At 73.9% G+C, this 17744-nt stretch carries 15 protein-coding genes; 10 read left to right on the top strand and 5 right to left on the bottom strand.

Annotated elements, in window-relative coordinates; genetic code table 11:
- Nucleotides 1–2: 2 nt before the first annotated feature.
- The 3 genes from AB0I68_RS09015 to AB0I68_RS09005 form a co-directional block, all read right to left on the bottom strand.
- Nucleotides 3–1337: an ABC transporter substrate-binding protein gene (locus AB0I68_RS09015; RefSeq protein WP_363176548.1), complete on the bottom strand. Its 1335-nt coding sequence runs from the start codon at nt 1335–1337 to the stop codon at nt 3–5.
- Nucleotides 1338–1520: 183 nt separating this feature from the next.
- A complete protein-coding gene (locus AB0I68_RS09010; protein ID WP_363176547.1) occupies nt 1521–2795 on the bottom strand; it encodes an ROK family transcriptional regulator in 1275 nt (424 codons plus the stop codon).
- Nucleotides 2796–2929: 134 nt separating this feature from the next.
- On the bottom strand, nt 2930–4021 hold the full coding sequence (locus AB0I68_RS09005; RefSeq protein ID WP_363176546.1) for a mechanosensitive ion channel family protein: 1092 nt from the start codon (nt 4019–4021) through the stop codon (nt 2930–2932).
- 261 nt (nt 4022–4282) lie between these two features.
- On the opposite strand from AB0I68_RS09005, the gene AB0I68_RS09000 reads away from it, so the two are divergent.
- The 3 genes from AB0I68_RS09000 to AB0I68_RS08990 all read left to right on the top strand — a co-directional run bounded on the left by AB0I68_RS09000 (nt 4283) and on the right by AB0I68_RS08990 (nt 7759).
- Nucleotides 4283–4819, top strand: coding sequence for an HNH endonuclease (locus AB0I68_RS09000; protein WP_356869055.1), 537 nt, complete (start codon nt 4283–4285; stop codon nt 4817–4819).
- 266 nt (nt 4820–5085) lie between these two features.
- Nucleotides 5086–5514 carry a hypothetical protein gene (locus AB0I68_RS08995; protein ID WP_363176545.1) on the top strand — a complete coding sequence of 143 codons (429 nt, stop codon included), beginning with the start codon at nt 5086–5088 and terminating at the stop codon, nt 5512–5514.
- Between the two features lie 46 nt (nt 5515–5560).
- The gene (locus AB0I68_RS08990; RefSeq protein ID WP_363176544.1) at nt 5561–7759 is read left to right on the top strand and encodes a trehalose-6-phosphate synthase; all 2199 of its coding nucleotides are present in this window, start codon (nt 5561–5563) and stop codon (nt 7757–7759) included.
- Here the strand turns inward: AB0I68_RS08990 and AB0I68_RS08985 are convergent.
- Nucleotides 7686–10694 (bottom strand): beta-N-acetylglucosaminidase domain-containing protein, encoded by a 3009-nt coding sequence (locus AB0I68_RS08985; RefSeq protein ID WP_363176543.1) that lies wholly within the window; start codon nt 10692–10694, stop codon nt 7686–7688. The genes AB0I68_RS08990 and AB0I68_RS08985 overlap by 74 nt on opposite strands.
- A 161-nt stretch (nt 10695–10855) precedes the next feature.
- Here AB0I68_RS08985 and AB0I68_RS08980 point away from each other — a divergent pair, with 161 nt between their 5' ends.
- From AB0I68_RS08980 to AB0I68_RS08970, 3 genes are read left to right on the top strand one after another with little or no spacing between them, the layout of a single operon-like run.
- Entirely contained in the window at nt 10856–11134 is a 279-nt protein-coding gene (locus AB0I68_RS08980) for a hypothetical protein (RefSeq protein WP_363176542.1), read from the top strand.
- Between the two features lie 22 nt (nt 11135–11156).
- Nucleotides 11157–13151, top strand: a complete 1995-nt coding sequence (locus tag AB0I68_RS08975) for a 4-alpha-glucanotransferase (RefSeq protein WP_363176541.1) — start codon at nt 11157–11159, stop codon at nt 13149–13151.
- Between the two features lie 20 nt (nt 13152–13171).
- The gene (locus AB0I68_RS08970) at nt 13172–13411 is read left to right on the top strand and encodes a hypothetical protein (protein WP_363176540.1); all 240 of its coding nucleotides are present in this window, start codon (nt 13172–13174) and stop codon (nt 13409–13411) included.
- Nucleotides 13412–13587: 176 nt separating this feature from the next.
- On the opposite strand, the gene AB0I68_RS08965 is transcribed toward AB0I68_RS08970, so the two are convergent.
- The gene (locus AB0I68_RS08965; RefSeq protein ID WP_363176539.1) at nt 13588–14082 is read right to left on the bottom strand and encodes a MarR family transcriptional regulator; all 495 of its coding nucleotides are present in this window, start codon (nt 14080–14082) and stop codon (nt 13588–13590) included.
- 104 nt (nt 14083–14186) lie between these two features.
- Between AB0I68_RS08965 and AB0I68_RS08960 the strand changes: the two genes are divergently transcribed.
- The 4 genes from AB0I68_RS08960 to AB0I68_RS08945 all read left to right on the top strand — a co-directional run bounded on the left by AB0I68_RS08960 (nt 14187) and on the right by AB0I68_RS08945 (nt 17417).
- Nucleotides 14187–14498 carry a hypothetical protein gene (locus AB0I68_RS08960; protein WP_363176538.1) on the top strand — a complete coding sequence of 104 codons (312 nt, stop codon included), beginning with the start codon at nt 14187–14189 and terminating at the stop codon, nt 14496–14498.
- Nucleotides 14499–14591: 93 nt separating this feature from the next.
- A complete protein-coding gene (locus AB0I68_RS08955; RefSeq protein WP_363176537.1) occupies nt 14592–15527 on the top strand; it encodes an EamA family transporter in 936 nt (311 codons plus the stop codon).
- A 62-nt stretch (nt 15528–15589) separates the two neighbouring features.
- Nucleotides 15590–16507, top strand: coding sequence for a DMT family transporter (locus AB0I68_RS08950; protein ID WP_363176716.1), 918 nt, complete (start codon nt 15590–15592; stop codon nt 16505–16507).
- A 10-nt stretch (nt 16508–16517) separates the two neighbouring features.
- Nucleotides 16518–17417 carry a LysR family transcriptional regulator gene (locus AB0I68_RS08945; RefSeq protein ID WP_363176536.1) on the top strand — a complete coding sequence of 300 codons (900 nt, stop codon included), beginning with the start codon at nt 16518–16520 and terminating at the stop codon, nt 17415–17417.
- Nucleotides 17418–17744: the final 327 nt, after the last annotated feature.

Below are 17744 nucleotides of genomic sequence, written 5' to 3'. Positions count from 1 at the left end.
GGCTACTTCGCCTTCGCGATGTCCGTGTCGATCTGCTGGTCGGTCTTGGCGAGGCCGGCCGGGATGTCGGCGACATCGCCCTTCTCGACCGCGTACGCCAGGTCCTGGAAGGTCAGCTGGTAGGTGCCGCCGTCGGCCTGGGCCGGGGTCGTGTTCGACTTCGGGTGCCGGGCGATGTCGAGGAAGGTCTTGAACTCCGGGGTGACCTGGAGGTCCGGGGACTCCAGGGCCGCCAGGGTGGAGGGCACGTTGTGGATGGCGTTGGCGAACGACACGACCGCCTCGGTGTCGGTGGTCATGTACTTCACCAGCTCCCAGGCGGCGTTCTGCTTCTTGCTGCCCGAGGCGATGCCCATGATCGTGCCGGAGAGGTAGCCCTTGCCGTAGTCGGCGATCTGGTCGTCCGGCACCGGCATCGGCGCGGTGCCGATCTCGAACGCGACCCCGGCCTCCTTGGCCATCGCGGCCCGCCACTCGCCGTCGATCTGCATGGCGACCTGGCCCTTGTGGAAGGGGTGCTCGGCGCTCCACTCGTCGCCGAACGTGCTGCGGAACTTCTCCAGCTTCGCGTAGCCGCCGAGCTTGGCCACCAGGTCCTTCTGCGCGGTCAGCATGCTCGCGAAGGCCGGGTCCTTGGCCAGGTTGGACTTGCCGTCGGAGCCGAAGTACTTCGGGCTCCACTGCGCGGCCAGGCGCATGGGGGTGGTCTCGTAGCCGTGATAGGTCGGCATGACGCCGAGCTGGTCGTACGAGTCCCCGTTCGGCTTGGTCAGTTTCTGCGCGACCTCGGTGAACTGGCTCCACGTCTTCGGCGGTTCGGTGATGCCCGCGGCCTTGAAGGCGTCCTTGTTGTAGACGAGTCCGTACGCGTCGTTCAGCAGTGGCAGCGTGCACTGGTTGCCGTTGAACTGGGTGTATTCGAGCAGGGTCTTGGGGAAGACCTTCGCCTTGTCGACCCCGGACTTCTGCAGGAAGGGGTTCAGGTCGGCGAAGGCGCCGGAGTTGCAGAACTTGCCGACGCTGTCGGTGGTGAAGGAGGAGACCACGTCGGGGGCCTTTCCGCCGCCTGCCCGGAGCGCCTGGTTGATCTTGTCGTCGGTCATGTTGCCCGTGACCTTGACCTTGATGTTCGGGTGGGCCTTCTCGAACCGGGCGATGTTCTCCTCGATCGCCTTGGCCTCGCTCGGCGCGGACCAGCCGTGCCAGAAGTTGAGCGTGACCTCCTTGCCCGGGTCGTCGGAGGCCGCATTGCCGCTCTGGCCCGTGCACGCGGTGGCCAGGACGGATAGCGCGGCGACGGCGGTGGCCGCGGCGGTCAGACGGCGGTTTCTGGGCATGACGGTGCTCGCTCTCTGCGGGAGGAACTTCCGGGAGGAATGCCAGGGGGGGGGTGCGGCGGCGAGTGCGGTGATGCGGATGGTTGCCGGTGGTTGCCGGTGGTGTCGGTGGTGCCGGTGGTGCCGAGGGGGTGCATGGGGTACGGCAGGGCCGCGACGCCGGCCGTACGGGAGGCGGGGCGGTCAGCGGCGCGAGGTGTCGAAGACCTCGTCGCGGGTGGCGGCGAGGGCGCTCTCCAGCGCGCCGCGCAGTACGGGCCGCTCGCGCACGGTGCCGGAGACCAGGCGGGGCCGGGAGGGGGCGAGATCGGCGAGCTCGGCCTCGACGAGCTCGCGCAGCACGTCCCCGCCGGCCGCGGTCACCGCGCCGGAGAGGACCACGATCTCGGGGTCCAGTACGGCGACCAGCGAGGCGAGACCGGTGGCCAGCGCGGTGGCGTACTGCTGCAGGAGCCGCAGGTTCGCCCCGTCGGGCTGCTCGGCGGCCCGGCCCAGCAGCGCGACGGCCGTGGAGACCAGGGTCCCCGACTCGGCCTCGGGCCCGGCACCCCGCCCGGCGCCGTGCCCCCGCCCGGCGTCGTGCCCCGGCCCGGCGGCGGCCTCGGGCGGCATCCCGATGCCCAGCCCGGCCGCCATCTCGGGCACCACCTGTACGCCGGCCAGCCCCTGGTAGCCACCGGAGTTGACCCGGGTGACCTGCCGGACCAGGGGGTGCCCCGGCACGGGGAGGAACCCGACCTCGCCGGCGCCGCCGGTCCAGCCGCGGTGCAGCCGGCCGCCGAGCACCAGGGCGGCGCCGAGGCCCTCCTCGTTCCACAGCAGGACGAAGTCCCCGTGGCCGCGCGCCGCGCCGAGCCGCTGCTCGGCGATCGCGGCGAGGTTCACGTCGTTCTCGTACTCGACCGGCATCGGCAGGGCCGCCGCCAGCTCCTCGAGGAGGGTGGGGGAGTGCCAGCCGGGGAGGTGCTCGGCGTAGCGCAGTGCCCCGGTGCGCGGGTCGAAGGACCCCGGGGTGGCGATGACGACACGGTGGATGTCGGAGCGCTCGAGCCCGGCGTCCTTGACGGCCTCGCCGAGGGCCCGGGCGACCCGGTCCACGGCCCCGGTGCCCTCGGCGTACGGGAGCTCGTGGCTGCCGGTCACCTCGCCGGTGAGATCGGCGACGGCCGCGACGATGCCGCTCGGGGTGACGTCCAGACCTGCGACGTGGGCGGCGCGCGGGTTGACCCCGTACAGCTGGGCGCTGGGTCCGGGGCGGCCGCCGGCGGTGCCGGTGGCCACGACCAGCCCGGCGGCTTCGAGGCGGGCCAGCAGCTGGGAGGCGGTGGGCTTGGAGAGCCCGGTGAGCCGGCCGATCCGGGTGCGGGACAGGGGCCCGTGCTCCAGCAGCAGGTCCAGCGCCGCGCGGTCGTTCATGACGCGCAGCAGGCTGGGCGTTCCGGGGGTGGTGCCGGTCATGAGCGCTCTCTCCGTCATCGGCTCACGCCGCGGCCAGAAACTGTTAGGTAAGTTTCCTATCGGTGTTTGAGCTGTGTCAATGCCGCTGCCCCCGCAGAAATGAACCTGCGGGGGCAGCGGCGTGGTGAGAGGTGCTACTTGCTGATCCGGGGGGTGCCGGCGGCCTGCGGCGGGATCGGGGCGGTGGCCAGGGACTGCGGGGAAGCCGGGTTCGCGAGCGCCGACGGCGGCTCCACGGCGGCCGACGGGTCGGCCGGGGCCTCGTCCTCGTCGCCTCCGGCGGCCGGCAGACCGCCGATGATCCGGATCCCGGCCTCGTCGAAGGCCTCCTTGATCCGCCAGCGCAGCTCGCGCTCCACGGAGAACTGCTGGCCGGGCATCGTCTTCGCCGAGATCTTCACCGTCATCGAGGCCAGTAGCACCTCGTCCAGGCCCAGCACCTCCACCGGGCCCCACAGGCGCTCGTCCCACGGGGACTCCTTGGCCATGCCCCCGGCGACGTGCCCGACCACCTCGCGGACGTGGGTGAGGCTCTCCGACGGCTTGACCTGGACGGCCACGCCCGCGGTCGCCCAGCCCTGGCTGAGGTTGCCGATCCGCTTGATCTCGCCGTTGCGGACGTACCAGATCTCGCCGTTGTCCCCGCGCAGCTTGGTGACGCGCAGGCCGACCTCGACGACCTCGCCGGAGGCCACCCCCGCGTCGATCTTGTCACCGACGCCGTACTGGTCCTCCAGGATCATGAACACGCCGGACAGGAAGTCCGTCACCAGGTTCCGCGCACCGAAACCGATCGCCACACCGGCCACGCCGGCACTCGCGAGCAGCGGGCCGAGGTTGATGCCCAGGGCGCCGAGCACCATCAGCCCGGCCGTGCCGAGGATCAGGAACGAGGCCACCGAACGCAGGACCGAACCGATCGCCTCGGAGCGCTGCCGCCGCCGCTCCGCGTTGACGAGCAGTCCGCCGATCGCCAGGCCCTCAACGGCCTCGGCACCCCGGTTCATCCGCGTTATCAGCTTGGTGAGCGACTTGCGGACCAGGGAGCGGAACGCGGCCGCGATCACCAGGATCAGCAGGATCTTCAGGCTCAGGTACAGCCATCCGGCCCAGTTCTCCTCGATGAAGCTGGCGGCGTTCGTGACGCTCTCGTGGGCCTCCTTGACCGAAGCGGCCGGGTCCGGGGTGTCGGCTGCCAGGGGCAGCAGGGCGGCAGGCCAGGGCACGACGGGAACCTCCAGGTGTAGCGGTCTGCCCGCGGAACGGGTGTGCAGGGCAGGCCATCCACACTAACGGGGCATTCCCGTGACCCCGTTGCCGTGTTCGAGGGAGAGACCAGACTCACCTGGGGATGAACCAGGTGTGGTTGAAAACACCTCGGACCCGTTACGGGCGCGTGGTGGCGCTTCGACCAGCCGTAAGGAGAGACTGGAGAGCAGATCGTCCCGGCGCGAGCCACGCGCCGCCGGCGTACAAGGAGGCAGTCCGTGCCGCACGTCCTGGTCCTCAATGCGTCGTACGAGCCGCTCGGCGTCGTACCGCTCCGCCGCGCGCTCGTCCTCGTCCTGGAGAACAAAGCTGTCTCCCTGGAAGAATCCGGCGCCTTTCTGCACAGCGCGACGAGAGCCGTCCCCGCGCCCAGCGTGGTCCGGCTCAAGCGCTTCGTGCGGGTCCCCTACCGGGGGCCCGTTCCACTCACCCGCCGCGCGCTGTTCGCCCGCGACGGCGGCCGCTGCATGTACTGCGGCGGGGTCGCCACGAGCGTCGACCACGTGATCCCGCGCAGCCGGGGTGGGCAGCACGCGTGGGACAACGTGGTCGCCGCATGCCGGCGGTGCAACCACGTCAAGGCCGACCGGCACCTGCTCGAGCTCGGCTGGCGCCTGCGGCACCAGCCGGCTCCGCCGTCGGGGCTGGCGTGGCGGATCATCGGGACGGGGCACCGCGATCCGCGCTGGATGCCGTACCTCCAGCCGTACGGGGCGGAGGACGCCCTGGACCGCATCGGCGCGGCAGCCTCCTGACCGCCGCCGGAGCCCCCGCCCGGCCGCCGGGCCCGGAACCGCCGGGACCCGGCCGTCGTGGGGGCGGCCTGCGGGCGGTGCTCTCGTGGCGCGGCCCCGCGCCCGCCGTACGGCGGGCGAGCCCCTGCGGCGCTGCGGGCCCGTGCACGGTCCCGGCGGCTGCGCCGCGAGGCCGCGCATCACTCCAACGGAAGAGCCCGAGGTGCCTGCGACCCGGCCGGAGGCGATGGTGGAGAAGCTGCCCGTTCACAGGAAGGGGTACTGCGGTGTCACCGGAGACCGAGCACACGAAGCCCCGCCACGGGTACACCCACGTTCACGTCACCCTCACGCAATACCCCTCGGCCACCTGGCCCGCGGGCCGCGGCGCCGCCGACGGAGACGTCTCCTTCGCCTTCACCGTTGCGCACGGCCCGGAAACGGTTCCGGTGACGCCGCCGGACGGACGGGATGCGGACCCGGCCCTCGGCAATGCCCGACTGGTCGACGAACTGCTCGGCTGCGCCGCCGACGCGCCGCGCGAGACCGTCGATCGCCTCCTGGCGAGCCACGACGTGCACGCGGCGAGGCTGGGCCGGGCCGTGCGAGCCGTCCAGCAAGCACTCGGAACCGAACGGAACACCGCCGGCTCCCCTCACTCCCCTCACTCCGACGCCGCAGCGATCGACCCGGTGACCCACGACCCTGCCTGGTGACATCCCTCGAAGCTTCCACCCCGGGGGGCCGGAGGAAGGAAATGCCATGGGCAGTCCGGCAGATCCGCACGGCGGCCCGGACCGGGCCGACACCACCCCGCGCGAAAGGGTCTTGGTCACCGACCTCGACGGCACGCTCCTGGCAGGCGACGAGGACAGCCGGAGCCGTCTGCGTCACGCGCTGGACCGGCATCCCGACATCACCGTGGTCTACGCGACGGGCCGCAGCCTCTCCTCGGTGCGGACCATGCTCGCCGAGGAGCCCCTGGCCCCCTGGCCGCGCTGGATCATCGCGGACGTCGGGGCGAGCATCATCGACACCACGGACATGTCCCATTCCGAGTCCCTCGAGCGACCGCTGCGCACCGGTTGGCCGGGACGCCGGCGCGTCCGGCGGGCGCTGCGCCGGTTTCCGCAGCTCGTGCCCCAGGACGCCGTGGTACAGGAGGGCCGGTGCTCCTACTACCTGGCCGCGGAGCACCTGTCGGACGAGATCACGACGGCCGTGGAGGAGCTGGGATGCTCCTGGACGTACTCCGCGGACCTGTACTTCGACGTACTTCCGGCGTGCGCGGGCAAGGGCCCGGCCCTGCGGGAACTCATGCGCCGCCTCCACTGGCCGAGGGCGCACCTGCTCGTTGCCGGGGATTCACTCAACGACCTGTCGCTCTTCCGCCTCGGCACGCACGGGGTCGTCGTCGGCAACGCCGAGCCCGCACTGGTCGCGCAGGTGGCCGCCGAGCCGCTGGTCCACCACCCGGAACTCGACGGCGCCGCAGCCGTGCTGCACGCACTGGAACGGCTCGGCTGGGTGGAGCGCCCCAAGCGTGTGGTGATCGGATACCACCGGCCGCCGTGGCAGCGGTACGAGGGACGCTGGCGGCAGCCGGCCAGCCCCAACGGAATCCTGCCGACCCTGGTGTCCGCCCTGGGGGCCGGCGCCGATGGGCGGCTGGACGCCGTGTGGGCCGCTGCCACGACCGAGGACGCCTCCACGGCGGCGACGGTCCCACCGGGGCTGCCCCTGGCCCTCCTTCCGCTGCCGGCCGGCCAGTGGGCCGGGTACTTCCACCGGGCCTGCAAGGAGACGCTGTGGCCCGCGCTGGTCTCCCAGGCGCACCTCATCCGGCACGACCCGGCCGACTGGGCGGACTACGAAGCCGTCAACGCCGCTTTCACGCAGCACGTCAGCGCCCATGCCGAGTACGGCGCAACGGTGTGGCTGCACGACTACAACCTGTGGCTGGTCCCCGGTCTGCTCAAGCAGTGCCGACCCGATCTGACGGTCGGCCTGTTCCACCACACGCCCTTCCCCGACCCGCGGACGTTCCGGCGTCTTGCCGCGGCAGAGCAGCTGTGCGCATCCCTCGCACAGCTCGACTGGGCCGGATTCCACACCGCCGCGTTCGCCGGGAACTTCCGTAGCCTGCTGGCCGGCGCCGCCCGGATGCCCCGCATCGGCGTGCACCCCCTGGGCATCGACCGCCAGGCCGTCGCTTCCCTCGCCCGGTCCCGTCCCGCCGCCGCGACCGGGCGGGACGGCACGGTGATCCTGTCCGTGGAGCGGCTCGACTACGCGAAGGCCCCCGTGCAGAAGATCCACGCCCTTGCGGAGCTCCTGGACCGGCAGCCGGCGCTGCGCGGGCGGGTGCACTACCGGCTCGTGTGCCCGCCGCCCGAGCAGGGAATCCGCGCGTACGACACCACCCGCACCGAGCTCGAACGGGCCATCACGCAAATCAACGGGCTGTGGCGCAAAGGCGGGTGGGAGCCGGTCGAGTACATACCCCGGACGCTGCCCTTCGAAGAGGTCGTCGACCACTACCTGGCAGCCGACGTCTTCTGGGTGGCCTCCCTGGCCGACGGCATGAACCTCACGGCCCAGGAGTACCTCACGGCACAGGCGGCGACCGGCCGGTCGGGCGTGCTGGTCCTCTCGCGCCATGCCGGTGCCGCGGCGTACGTGAAGGGCCACGCCCTCCTCACCGACCCGCACTCCGCGCACGATCTCGTGGAGAAGCTGCGCACCGCCCTCGCGATGACCCCCGCGCAACGGCAGGCGCACACCGCCCGCCTCGCCGGGCTCCTGAGCACCCCGACTCCCGCCGAATGGGCCCGCACCATCATCGCCGCCATCGGCGATGCCGGTGCGGCCCGCGCAGGATCCGGGGCTACGGGGAGACCGCGTAGGCCTCTGCCGAAAACAGGCTGCAGCCGAAGCGGGTTGCGCGCTTGTCGCAGGTGACGCGGACGAAGCGGGCCGGGACCGATGCGTCCAGCCGGACCGGTTCCAGGCCGCCCCGGGATGCCGGGACCGTCGCCGCCGGGTGCCATGTGACGCCGTCCGGGGAGGTCTCCACCCGGTACGCCGACGGGTACGCGTCCTGCCAGTGGAGCACCAGCCTGCCGATCCGGGCCGCCGCCGGGAGCTCCGCCTGCCACCACGCGCCGTCCACCGGCGGGGACGACCAGCGCGTGGTGGGGGAGCCGTCCACGGCCGCCGAGGCCGGGAACGCCGGGGTCTCGTCCCCCGACGACGAGGCCCGCGCCGAGCGGAACAGGTCCGGCCCGCCGGTACGCGGGACCGCCCGGACGGTCAGCGTCCGGGTCTGCCCCGCGAACGTGACCGACACCGGGTAGCTGCCCGCGGGGGTGCCCGCCGGCACCGTCACCGTCACCGGGACCGTGACCCGCGTACCCCGCGGGGCCGCGGCCTCGGCCGGGAGTTTCACGTCGACCCCCGGCGGCGCCGTCGCCGACAGCGGGCCCCGCACCTCGCCGGGTCGCAGCGCCGACAGCTCCGCCGGCACCACCTGCGCGGCCCCGCCGATCTCCACGTCCACGGCCTGTGCCAGCTCGAACCCGGCCGACGGCCCGTCCGCCAGCCACGGCACCACCTGGTGCACCGCCGGAGCCGGCCCCGCCCACGACAGCCGCACCGCGTCCGCGCCCAGGCCGCCGACGTCCGCCTGCGTCCAGCCCGACGCCGCGGCCTCGGCGACCTTGCGCCAGCCCTCGCCCGGCACGTGCGCCTCCACCGCCGCGCCCCGGACCCCCGGCGCCAGCGGGTCCGTCATCACGGTCACCATCGACACCGGCCGCACCGTGTCGAGCTTGACCGTGAAGGAGTCCGGCTCCCGGGACACCGTGCCCGTCTGGCGGGCCGCTCCCGTCCACGCGTCCGCTTCCGCCGCCGCCTGCGCGAGGAAGGGGTCCAGTACGGCCTTGTCCACCCGGGCGGTACTCGGCTCGGCCAGCGCCTTGCGGGCCGCCGACAGCTCCTGCGAGGCCTTCCACGCCGCCGCCCCGTCCCCGCGGGACTGGGCCCGCAGGAGATCCACCGCCAGCTCGCCCGCCGTTCCGTACGCCGACAGCCGCGCCAGCCACGGCCCGGCTTCGGCCGACAGCGCGGGCAGCCGCGCAGGCGCCTCCCGCAGGGCCGTGAACGCCGCCCGCAGCCGGTCGCCGGCCGCCTGGTCGCCCGAGCCGCGGCTGCGCCAGAACTCGTCCACCAGCGGGCGCAGGTACGCCGACTCCTGCTGGCCGAGGCCCGAGGACGCCGTGTTCCCGGCCAGCGCGGTCAGGGACCGGCGGGCCGCCGGGTCCGGCCCGGCCAGGTCGGAGACCGCCGCCGCCCAGGACTCGCCCGGCCGGTAGCCGTTCGGGTTCCACGCGAAGTCGGCGGCCGTGAACAGCGGGATCCGCGACAGGGTGCCCTGCGGCATCGCATTGGCCAGCAGGGCCGCCGAGCCGCCCGCCACCGCCGGCTCCCGGCCGGTGTACGGGCCGAGGAAGACGCGGCCCGGGTCCCAGTCGTTGACCGGGTAGTTGTCCATGGTGACGAGCGGGTGCTGCCCGAAGGCGCTGCGCGCCCCGGCGAGTTCCATCCCGGTGATCGTGCGCGGCACCACGCCCACGCCCGTCCAGGCGACCTCCACCCGCCCGTCGAGCCGGCTCGCCAGGGCGGTCCGGTACGCGGTCGCGCCCTTTTGGTGGTACTCCGTCGGCATCAGCGAAAGCGGCGCCGCGCCCGGATGCCGCGCGGCGAGGTGCGCCGCCAGCTCGCCCGCGACCTCCGCGTGCGCCTTCGCGGCCGCCGCCGGGCCCTTCCCGTACCGCACCCGGTCCGCCCGGCAGCCCCACTCGGTGTAGCTGACGTCCTGGAACTGCACCTGGAACGCGCGAAAGCCCAGATCCCACATCGCGTCCAGCTTGCGCGCCAGCGCCGCCCGGTCGGCCGCGGAGGCCAGGCACATCGACTGCCCGGGGGCCACCGCCCAGGCCAGCGCCACCCGGTTGGCGCGGGCCCGCTCGGCCAGGGCCCGGAACTCCGCCTGCTGCGCCGTCGGGTAGTCCTCGCGCCAGCCGGTCGTACGGTACGGGTCGTCGCCGGGCGCGAGCAGCAGCCGGTTCTGCTTGGTCCGGCCCATGAAGTCCAGCTGCGCGAGCCGCTGCTCCTGCGTCCACGGCTGCCCGTAGAACCCCTCGGTGATCCCGCGCACGGGCGCGGTCGGCCAGTCCCGCACCACCACCCCGGGCACCTTCCCGCTGCCCGGGCCGCCCGCCGCCAGCAGCTGGCGCAGCGTCTGCGCCCCGTGGAACAGGCCGTCCTCCCCGACGCCGGCCAGCGCGACCGTGTCCCGGCCCGCGGCCTTGCCGACGGCCAGCCGGTAGCCCCCGTTCGGCAGGTCCGCGGCCCCGGCCGGGGCCGCGCCGAGCGCCCGCAGGGCCTCCTGGGCGTCGGGGCCCTGCAGCCGTACGACGGTGCCCCGTTCGGGCAGCGGCGCCCCGGGGGCCGGTTCGTGCAGGGTCTGTACGCCCGCCGCGCGCAGGGCGGTGCGGACCAGCCCGACCGCGTACGGATCGGCGTCCGGCGCCGCCACCAGTACGGCCTCGGCGCCCAGCGGGACCTCGCGCGCCTTGTCGGCGGTCATCGACTGCGGCCGCGGCCACACGGCCGGCCCCTCGGCGGCCGCTCGGGGTGCGTCGGAGCCCGGGTCGAGCACGGGCCCGGTGGCAGGCCCCGCAGCGGGCCCTGTCGCGGGATCCGGTGCCGGGACGGCCGGCGCGTTCGGCGCCGCGAACGCAGCGGGCGGCCCGGCGAACACCCCGCCGCCCAGCAGCGTCCCGATGACCGCCACAGCCGCGGCCGTCGCCCGCTTCCTGCCCCTGAGCTGCACGGAGCCTCCCCGTCCCGAGTCGTTCCCCGCCCGTACGAATGACCCCGAGCCCACCACCCGTGTGGGCGGAGTGTCAATGCGAGCGGGCGTTCTGACCTGGATACGCCAGGAATGCGGTGCTGCCCACGGGGTATGGCTGCGATGTTCCCCGGCGGTGTTCCATGGCCCCTGACCCACCCTCACACCTCCTACTGACCAAGGAGAAACCGCCCGTGAGCACCGCATCTCACCCCCGACACACCCCCGTCGCCCCGCGGCACACCCCGCTGCTCGCCCACCTGCCCGCGCAGGCCGGGCCCGCCGAAGGACCCCTCACCAGCGAGCCCCCGCTCGCCGGTTCCGCACACGCGCCGCTGACCAGCGAGCCCCCGCTCACCGACGAGGCCCCGCTGACGAGCGAGCCGACCACATCCGCCGCGGCGGCTGCCGCAGGCGACTAGACACAGGGACACAGGTATTCACATGGACGACCTCGCCCGGCTCGCGGCCCTGCACGGCATCGCCACCACCTACCAGCCCGCCGAGGACGTCACCGTCCCGGTCCCGGATGCCACCGTCAAGGCGCTCCTCGGGCTGCTGGGGGTCGTCACCGACGATGACGAGAGCATCCGGGCGCTCGCCGAGGAGGCCGTACGGGAGGCGGCCGGGCGGCTGCTGCCGCGGACGGTGGTGCTCTGGCAGGGGGAACCCGTGCCGCCGGAGCCCGCCGGGCTGCCGCCGGGCACCCGGGTGCGGGTGGCCGCGGAGGAGACGGGGGAGGAGCTCGCGTGGGGCCCCGGACTGCCGCTCGGCGTCCACCGGCTCACCGCCGAGACCCATGACGGCCGCACCGGTGGCGCCACCCTGATCGTGGCCCCGGAGCGGGCCCCGGCCGCGCCCGAGCGGGCCCACGGGCTGCTCGTCCAGCTGTACTCCCTGCTCTCCGAGCACTCCTGGGGCATGGGCGACCTCGGCGACCTGGCCGCGCTGGCCCGCTGGGCCGGCCGCACCCACGGAGTCGGGTTCATCCAGGTCAATCCGCTGCACGCGGCCGTGCCCGGGACCCCGACCGACCCCTCCCCGTACCGGCCCTCCTCGCGCCGCTTCCCCGACCCGGTGCACCTGCGGATCGAGGACGTCCCCGAGTACGCCGACTGCCCCGATCCGGGCGCCCTCGCCGAACTCGCCGCCCGGGGCGGGGAGCTGCGCCGCGAGGTCCTGGAGAAGGGGGCGCTGATCGACCGGGACGCCGTCTGGGCCCTCAAGCGCGCCGCCCTGGAACTGCTGTACGCGGTCCCGCGCACCCCCGAACGGGAGGCCGGCTACCGGGAGTTCTGCGCCGAACAGGGCGAGGCGCTGGACCTGCACGCCACGTGGTGCGCCGGACAGGCCGGCGACGATCCGAGAGGCGGGGCCGACTTCCACCGCTGGCTGGTCTGGCTGACGGACGCCCAGCTCGCCGCAGCCCAGCGCGCCGCCCGCGAGGCCGGGATGGCGGTCGGCATCGTGCACGACCTGGCCGTCGGGGTGCACCCCAAGGGCTCGGACACCTTCGGCCTGCCCCTCTACGCGACGGGCGTCTGCGTCGGCGCCCCGCCCGACGCCTTCAACCCGCGCGGCCAGGACTGGGGGCTGCCGCCGTGGCGGCCCGGCAGCCTGGAGGCCACCGGGTACGCGCCGCTGCGGGCCCTGCTGCGCGGGGTGTTCCGCTACGCCGGCGCCCTGCGCATCGACCACGTCATGGGCCTGTTCCGGCTCTGGTGGATCCCGGAGGGCGCCCCGCCCGCCGACGGCGCGTACGTCTCGTACGACGGCGAGGCGATGCTCGCGATCCTGGTGCTGGAGGCCCATCGGGCCGGGGCCCTGGTCATCGGCGAGGACCTCGGGACGGTGGAGCCGGGGGTCCGCCGGGCGCTGGCCCGGCGCGGGGTGCTCGGCACCTCCGTGCTGTGGTTCGAACGGGACTGGGCGGGCGACGGGCAGCCGCTCGCCCCCACGGCCTGGCGGGCCGACTGCCTGGCCACCGCCACCACCCACGACCTGCCGCCCACGGCCGCCAAGCTGGCCGGCGGCCATGTGGAACTGCGCGACCGGCTCGGCCTGCTGACCCGCCCGGTGGAGCAGGAGCGGGCCGAGGACGCCGCGGACACCGCCCAGTGGCTGGACGTACTGGAGGGGCTCGGCCTGGACACCAAGGGCGAGGAGGCCGCCGTACGGGCCCTGTACGGCTTCCTGCTGCGCACCCCCGCCCGGCTGGTCGGCGTATGGCTGCCGGACGCGGTGGGGGACCGGCGGCCGCAGAACCTGCCGGGCACCTGGGACCAGTACCCCAATTGGCGGCTGCCGCTCGCCGACTCGGCGGGACGGCCGCTGACCCTGGAGGCGCTGGCCGCCTCACCCCGGGCGAACGCCCTGCTGGGCGCGGTGCGGGAGGGGGTGCCTGCCCGTACGGCACCCCCGGGCGCGCGCCTCGTTTAGGTGTTCGCTACGTTTGCACCGTGGACAAGAAGAACGCTCTGCGCGCCGGCGCCGTCACGGCCGGAACGACGCTGATGATGCTGCTGATGACGTCTCCCGCGCTCGCGGTGACCCGCGACGACGGCGACGACCCGGGCCAGGGCCTGAGCATTGCCCAGACCCTCGGCCTGTACGTGGCCACGCCGATCGTGTTGTTCCTGATCATCGCGGGTCTCGTGATGGTCCTCGACAAGTCGGACAAGCCGCAGCCCACCAACTGAACAGGCTGACCCCGCGGGGACAGCACTCATCAGACCTCCGGAGCGCCGGGGGTCCGCAGGCCGACGCCGTGTCGGCTCCGGTGCGGACCCCCGGCGCTCCGTCGTGCGTCCGGGCGCCTGCCGGACCTGGGGGTGTCCGGCGGATCATGGCCGGGCCCGGGTCCGCAGGACACCCCCTAGACGCCGGCCAGCAGCTTGCGGAGCAGGCCGGTCAGGGCGGCGACCTCCTCGGTGCCCAGACCGGTGAGCGCGGCCCGCTGCACCTCCAGGCCGGCGGCGACGGCCTCGTCGATGAGGGCGAGTCCGCGGTCGGTGATCGTCACCTGTAGCCCCCGCCGGTCGTGCGGATCGGGCTTGCGGGAGAGCAGGCCGGCCTTCTCCAGCTTGTCCAGTCGGCCGGTCATGCCGCCCGTCGTGAGCATGAGCGTGGCCGACAGCTGGCGCGGCGAGAGGGTGTACGGGGCGCCGGAGCGGCGCAGCGTGGCGACGACGTCGAACTCGCCGCGCGAGATCCCGTAGCGGGCGTAGGCCCGTTCCGTCGCGTCTCCCACGGCCCGGGCGATCCGGTAGATGCGGCCGAAGACGGCCATGGGGGCGGTTTCCAGATCCGGTCGCACTGCGTGCCACTGGTCGATGATCGCGTCGACGGCGTCCTTCTTGGCCTCGGTCATGAGCGCAGTATCCGGCCTTCCTCCGATCGTTCGCAAGAAAGTTGCTTGACGGAAAGTAGCTTAGGAGTAAGCTACTTTCCAGCAACCTACTCGGGGGAGCAACGATGGCCGCGGCCAGGGAAACAAGGGCGGCGGGGGAGCGGTCCCTGCTCGTCGGCGCCGGGGTCGGCGTGGTCGGGATCGGCATGTACATCCCGTTCTCGCTCGTCTTCTTCCACCACGTCACCGGCCTCTCCTTCGCCCTCGCCGGCGTGGTGATGACCGTCACCGCCCTGGCGCTGGTCCGGCTGGAGCGGCGGCTGCCCGCCGAGGCCGTGCACGCGGAGCCGCCGGTCGTGGCCGCCACCGAGGGGGCGCGGACCCAGCCGCGGACCCCGGCGCAGGCCCCGGCCCGGGCGCAGGCCCTGGCTGCCTGAGCCGCCCCCGGCTGCCCGGGCCCGCTCGTCCGCCCCACTCCGCCCCACTCCGCTCCGCCCCGAGTTCCTCATCCGCCCGAGGAGGCACCTGCCATGAAGCGTCTCGCCACCGTCGCCCTGACCGCCCTCGCCCCGGTCTCCTGGGGCTCGACCTACGCCGTGGCGACCGAGCTGCTCCCGCCCGACCGGCCCCTGTTCACCGGGGTGATGCGGGCCCTGCCCGCCGGACTGCTGCTCACGGCCCTGTCCCGCAGACTCCCGAGCGGGGAGTGGTGGTGGAAGTCCGCCGTCCTGGGCACGCTCAACATCGGCGCCTTCTTCCCGCTGCTGTTCCTCTCCGCGTACCGGCTGCCCGGGGGTGTGGCGGCCGTCCTCGGCTCCGCCGGCCCGCTGTTCGTCGTCGGACTCGCCGCCCTCGTCCTGGGGGAGCGGGCACGGCTGCGGACCGTCCTCGCCGCCGTCGTGGGGGCGTTCGGCGTGAGCATGGTCGTCCTGACCGCCGCGGCCCGACTGGACCTCGTCGGCATCGTCGCCGGTGTCGTCTCCTCCGCCTCCATGGCCGCGGGCACGGTCATGACCAAGCGCTGGGGACGCCCGGAGGGGGTCGGCCCGCTGGCCGTGACCGGCTGGCAGCTCACCGCGGGCGGGCTGGTCGTCATCCCCGTCGCGGCCCTGGTCGAGGGGGCGCCGCCCGCGCTCGACGGCAAGGCCTTCCTCGGCTACGGCTACATGATGCTGATCAACACCGGTATCGCGTACTGGCTGTGGTTCCGCGGCATCGGCCGGCTCACCGCCACCTCGGTCACCCTGCTCGGCCCGCTCTCCCCGCTCACCGCGGCCGTCATCGGCTGGGCGGCCCTCGGGCAGGCGCTGTCGCCCGTCCAGCTGGTGGGCATGGGCATCGCCTTCGGCGCCACCGTCGTCGGCCAGCTGTTCGCCGCGCGGACGCCGGCAGAACCGTTCAGTTCCACTGAACAGAATGATCGAAACATTTCGATGGACCTGACGGATGACCCGGTGCGACGGTAGACCCACGCCAGACGGGCAGACCGTCAGACCAGCACCCGAGGGGGAGATACACCGTGGCCGTCATGGACCGGGTCCGTACCGTTTCGCAGCACAAGCCCGGCATCCGGGTGAAGAAGGGGTCCGCCGGACTCGGCGTACTCCTCGCCCTGGTCGCGACGGTCGTCTGGTCCGGCAGCTTCGTCGCCACCCGGGGAATGGCCGACAGCGTCCCGCCCGTCCAGGCCGTGTTCTGGCGCTGGATCATCGCCACCCTCGCCGTCGCCCCCTTCGCGGCCCGGCAGGCCTGGCAGCAGTGGGCCCTGATCCGCAGGCACCTCGGCTTCATCGCCCTCGCCTCTCTGTTCGGCGTGGCCTTGTACAACACGCTCGTGCACCAGGCCGGACTGACCACCTCCGCCTCCAACATGGGCATGATCATGGCTGCCTCGCCGGTCGTCATGGCGCTGTACGCCCGACTCGGCGGCGAACGGCTCGGCGCCCGCCGCACCTTCGGACTGCTGCTCGCCGCGTTCGGGGTGCTGCTGCTCGTCGGGGACGGCTCGCTCGGCTTCGACTTCGGGGCCGGCGACCTGTGGATGTTCGCGGCCGCCCTGTCGTTCGCCACGTACAGCGCGCTGCTCAAGCGCAAGCCCGCCGAGCTCGGCGGACTGGCCTTCCTGATCACCACCTTCGTGCTGGGCGCGCTGATGCTGGCCCCCGTGTACGCCGTGTCCGTCACCGTCCAGGGCGGCTTCGAGGTCACCGCGGGCACGGGCGGCATGCTGCTGTACGTCGGCGTCATGTCCTCCGCGGTCGCCTTCTTCGCCTGGAACAAGGCCGTCTCGATCATCGGTGCGGCCCGGGCGGGAGTCGTCTACTACCTCCAGCCGGTGTGCGTCGCCGGCCTCGGCCTCCTGCTGCTGGGCGAGCGGACGGGCCCGGCGCAGCTGCTCTGCATGGCGCTGATCCTGGGCGGCGTCAGCCTGGGTGCCCGGCGGTAGGTTCGGTCCCATGACCGAGTGGGACATCAAGAAGCTGCGGATCCTGCGGACCCTGGCCGACCGGGGGACCGTGACCGCGACGGCCGAGGCGCTGCACATGACGCCCTCGGCCGTTTCGCAGCAGCTGACCAATCTCGCGCGGCAGTTGGGTGTGCCGCTGCTGGAGGCGCAGGGGCGCCGGGTCCGGCTCACGGACGCCGCGCACCTCGTACTGCGGCACGCGGAGGCGGTGTTCGCGCAGCTGGAGCGGGCGGATGCCGAGCTGGCCGGGTACCTGGCCGGGGATGCGGGGGAGGTCCGGATCGGGGCCTTCTCCACGGCCGTGCCGGTGCTGGTGGTCCCGGCGGTGGCGGCGCTGCGGCGCACCCACCCGGGGGTGGAGGTGCGGGTACGGGAGACCGAGGCGGCGCAGTCGTACGAGCTGCTGTCGGCCGGGGCGGTCGACCTGGCCCTCTCGCTGGCGGCGCACGCCCCGACCGCCCGGGATCCGCGGTTCACCCGGCTGACGCTGCTGGAGGACCCGCTCGACGTGGCGCTGCCGCCGGGGCATCCGCTGGCGGGGGCGGAGGTGCTGCGGCTGGCGGACCTGTCGGGGGACCCGTGGATCTACGGGGGCAGCGGGCCGTGGCAGGAGATCGCGCGCACGGCGTGCGAGGCGGCGGGGTTCGTGCCGGAGCAGGCGCATGCGGCGGCCGGGTGGACCGCGATCCTGGCGATGGTCGAAGCCGGGATGGGCGTGGCCCTGGTTCCGCGCATGGTGTCGAGCCGGGCCTCGGGGGTGACGGTCCGGGTCCTGACCCGCGACCGCCCCACCCGGCACGTCGTCGCGGCCACCCGCCGCGGCTCGGAATCCGCGCCGGCGGTGGCGCACGCGCTGGCGGCCCTCCGGGCAGTCGCTGCCGCTCGCTAGTGCTGGTGACCGGAAAGGTCCACCTGCCCGCGGCGTCCGGCACGGTACCTCGTCCCCCGGCTACCGCTGGGAGGTGTCCCCGGCGTTGTCGGGCCGCGCACGTACGTCCAGTACGAGCCGCAGCCCTCCGCCTTGCGATGCACCGCACCCGGGAGGTACCCCCAGGGCTCCGCCCGCACCGGCCGGCGGGGCTGAAACGGCGCTCCGCGCGGGCGGGATCCGCCGCTGCGCGGCAACCGGCCCCACCGCGTACGGTGCGGCGGCGGAGCCGGGTACACCCAGCCCCGCCGGCGTTGGAGGCACGGGTCCGGGCAGAGCCCGGTGCCC

The organism is Streptomyces sp. NPDC050448, assembly GCF_040655295.1.
GTDB lineage: Bacteria > Actinomycetota > Actinomycetes > Streptomycetales > Streptomycetaceae > Streptomyces.
The sequence above is the reverse complement of the archived record's forward strand: the minus strand, read 5'-3'. Positions and strand labels throughout refer to the sequence as shown.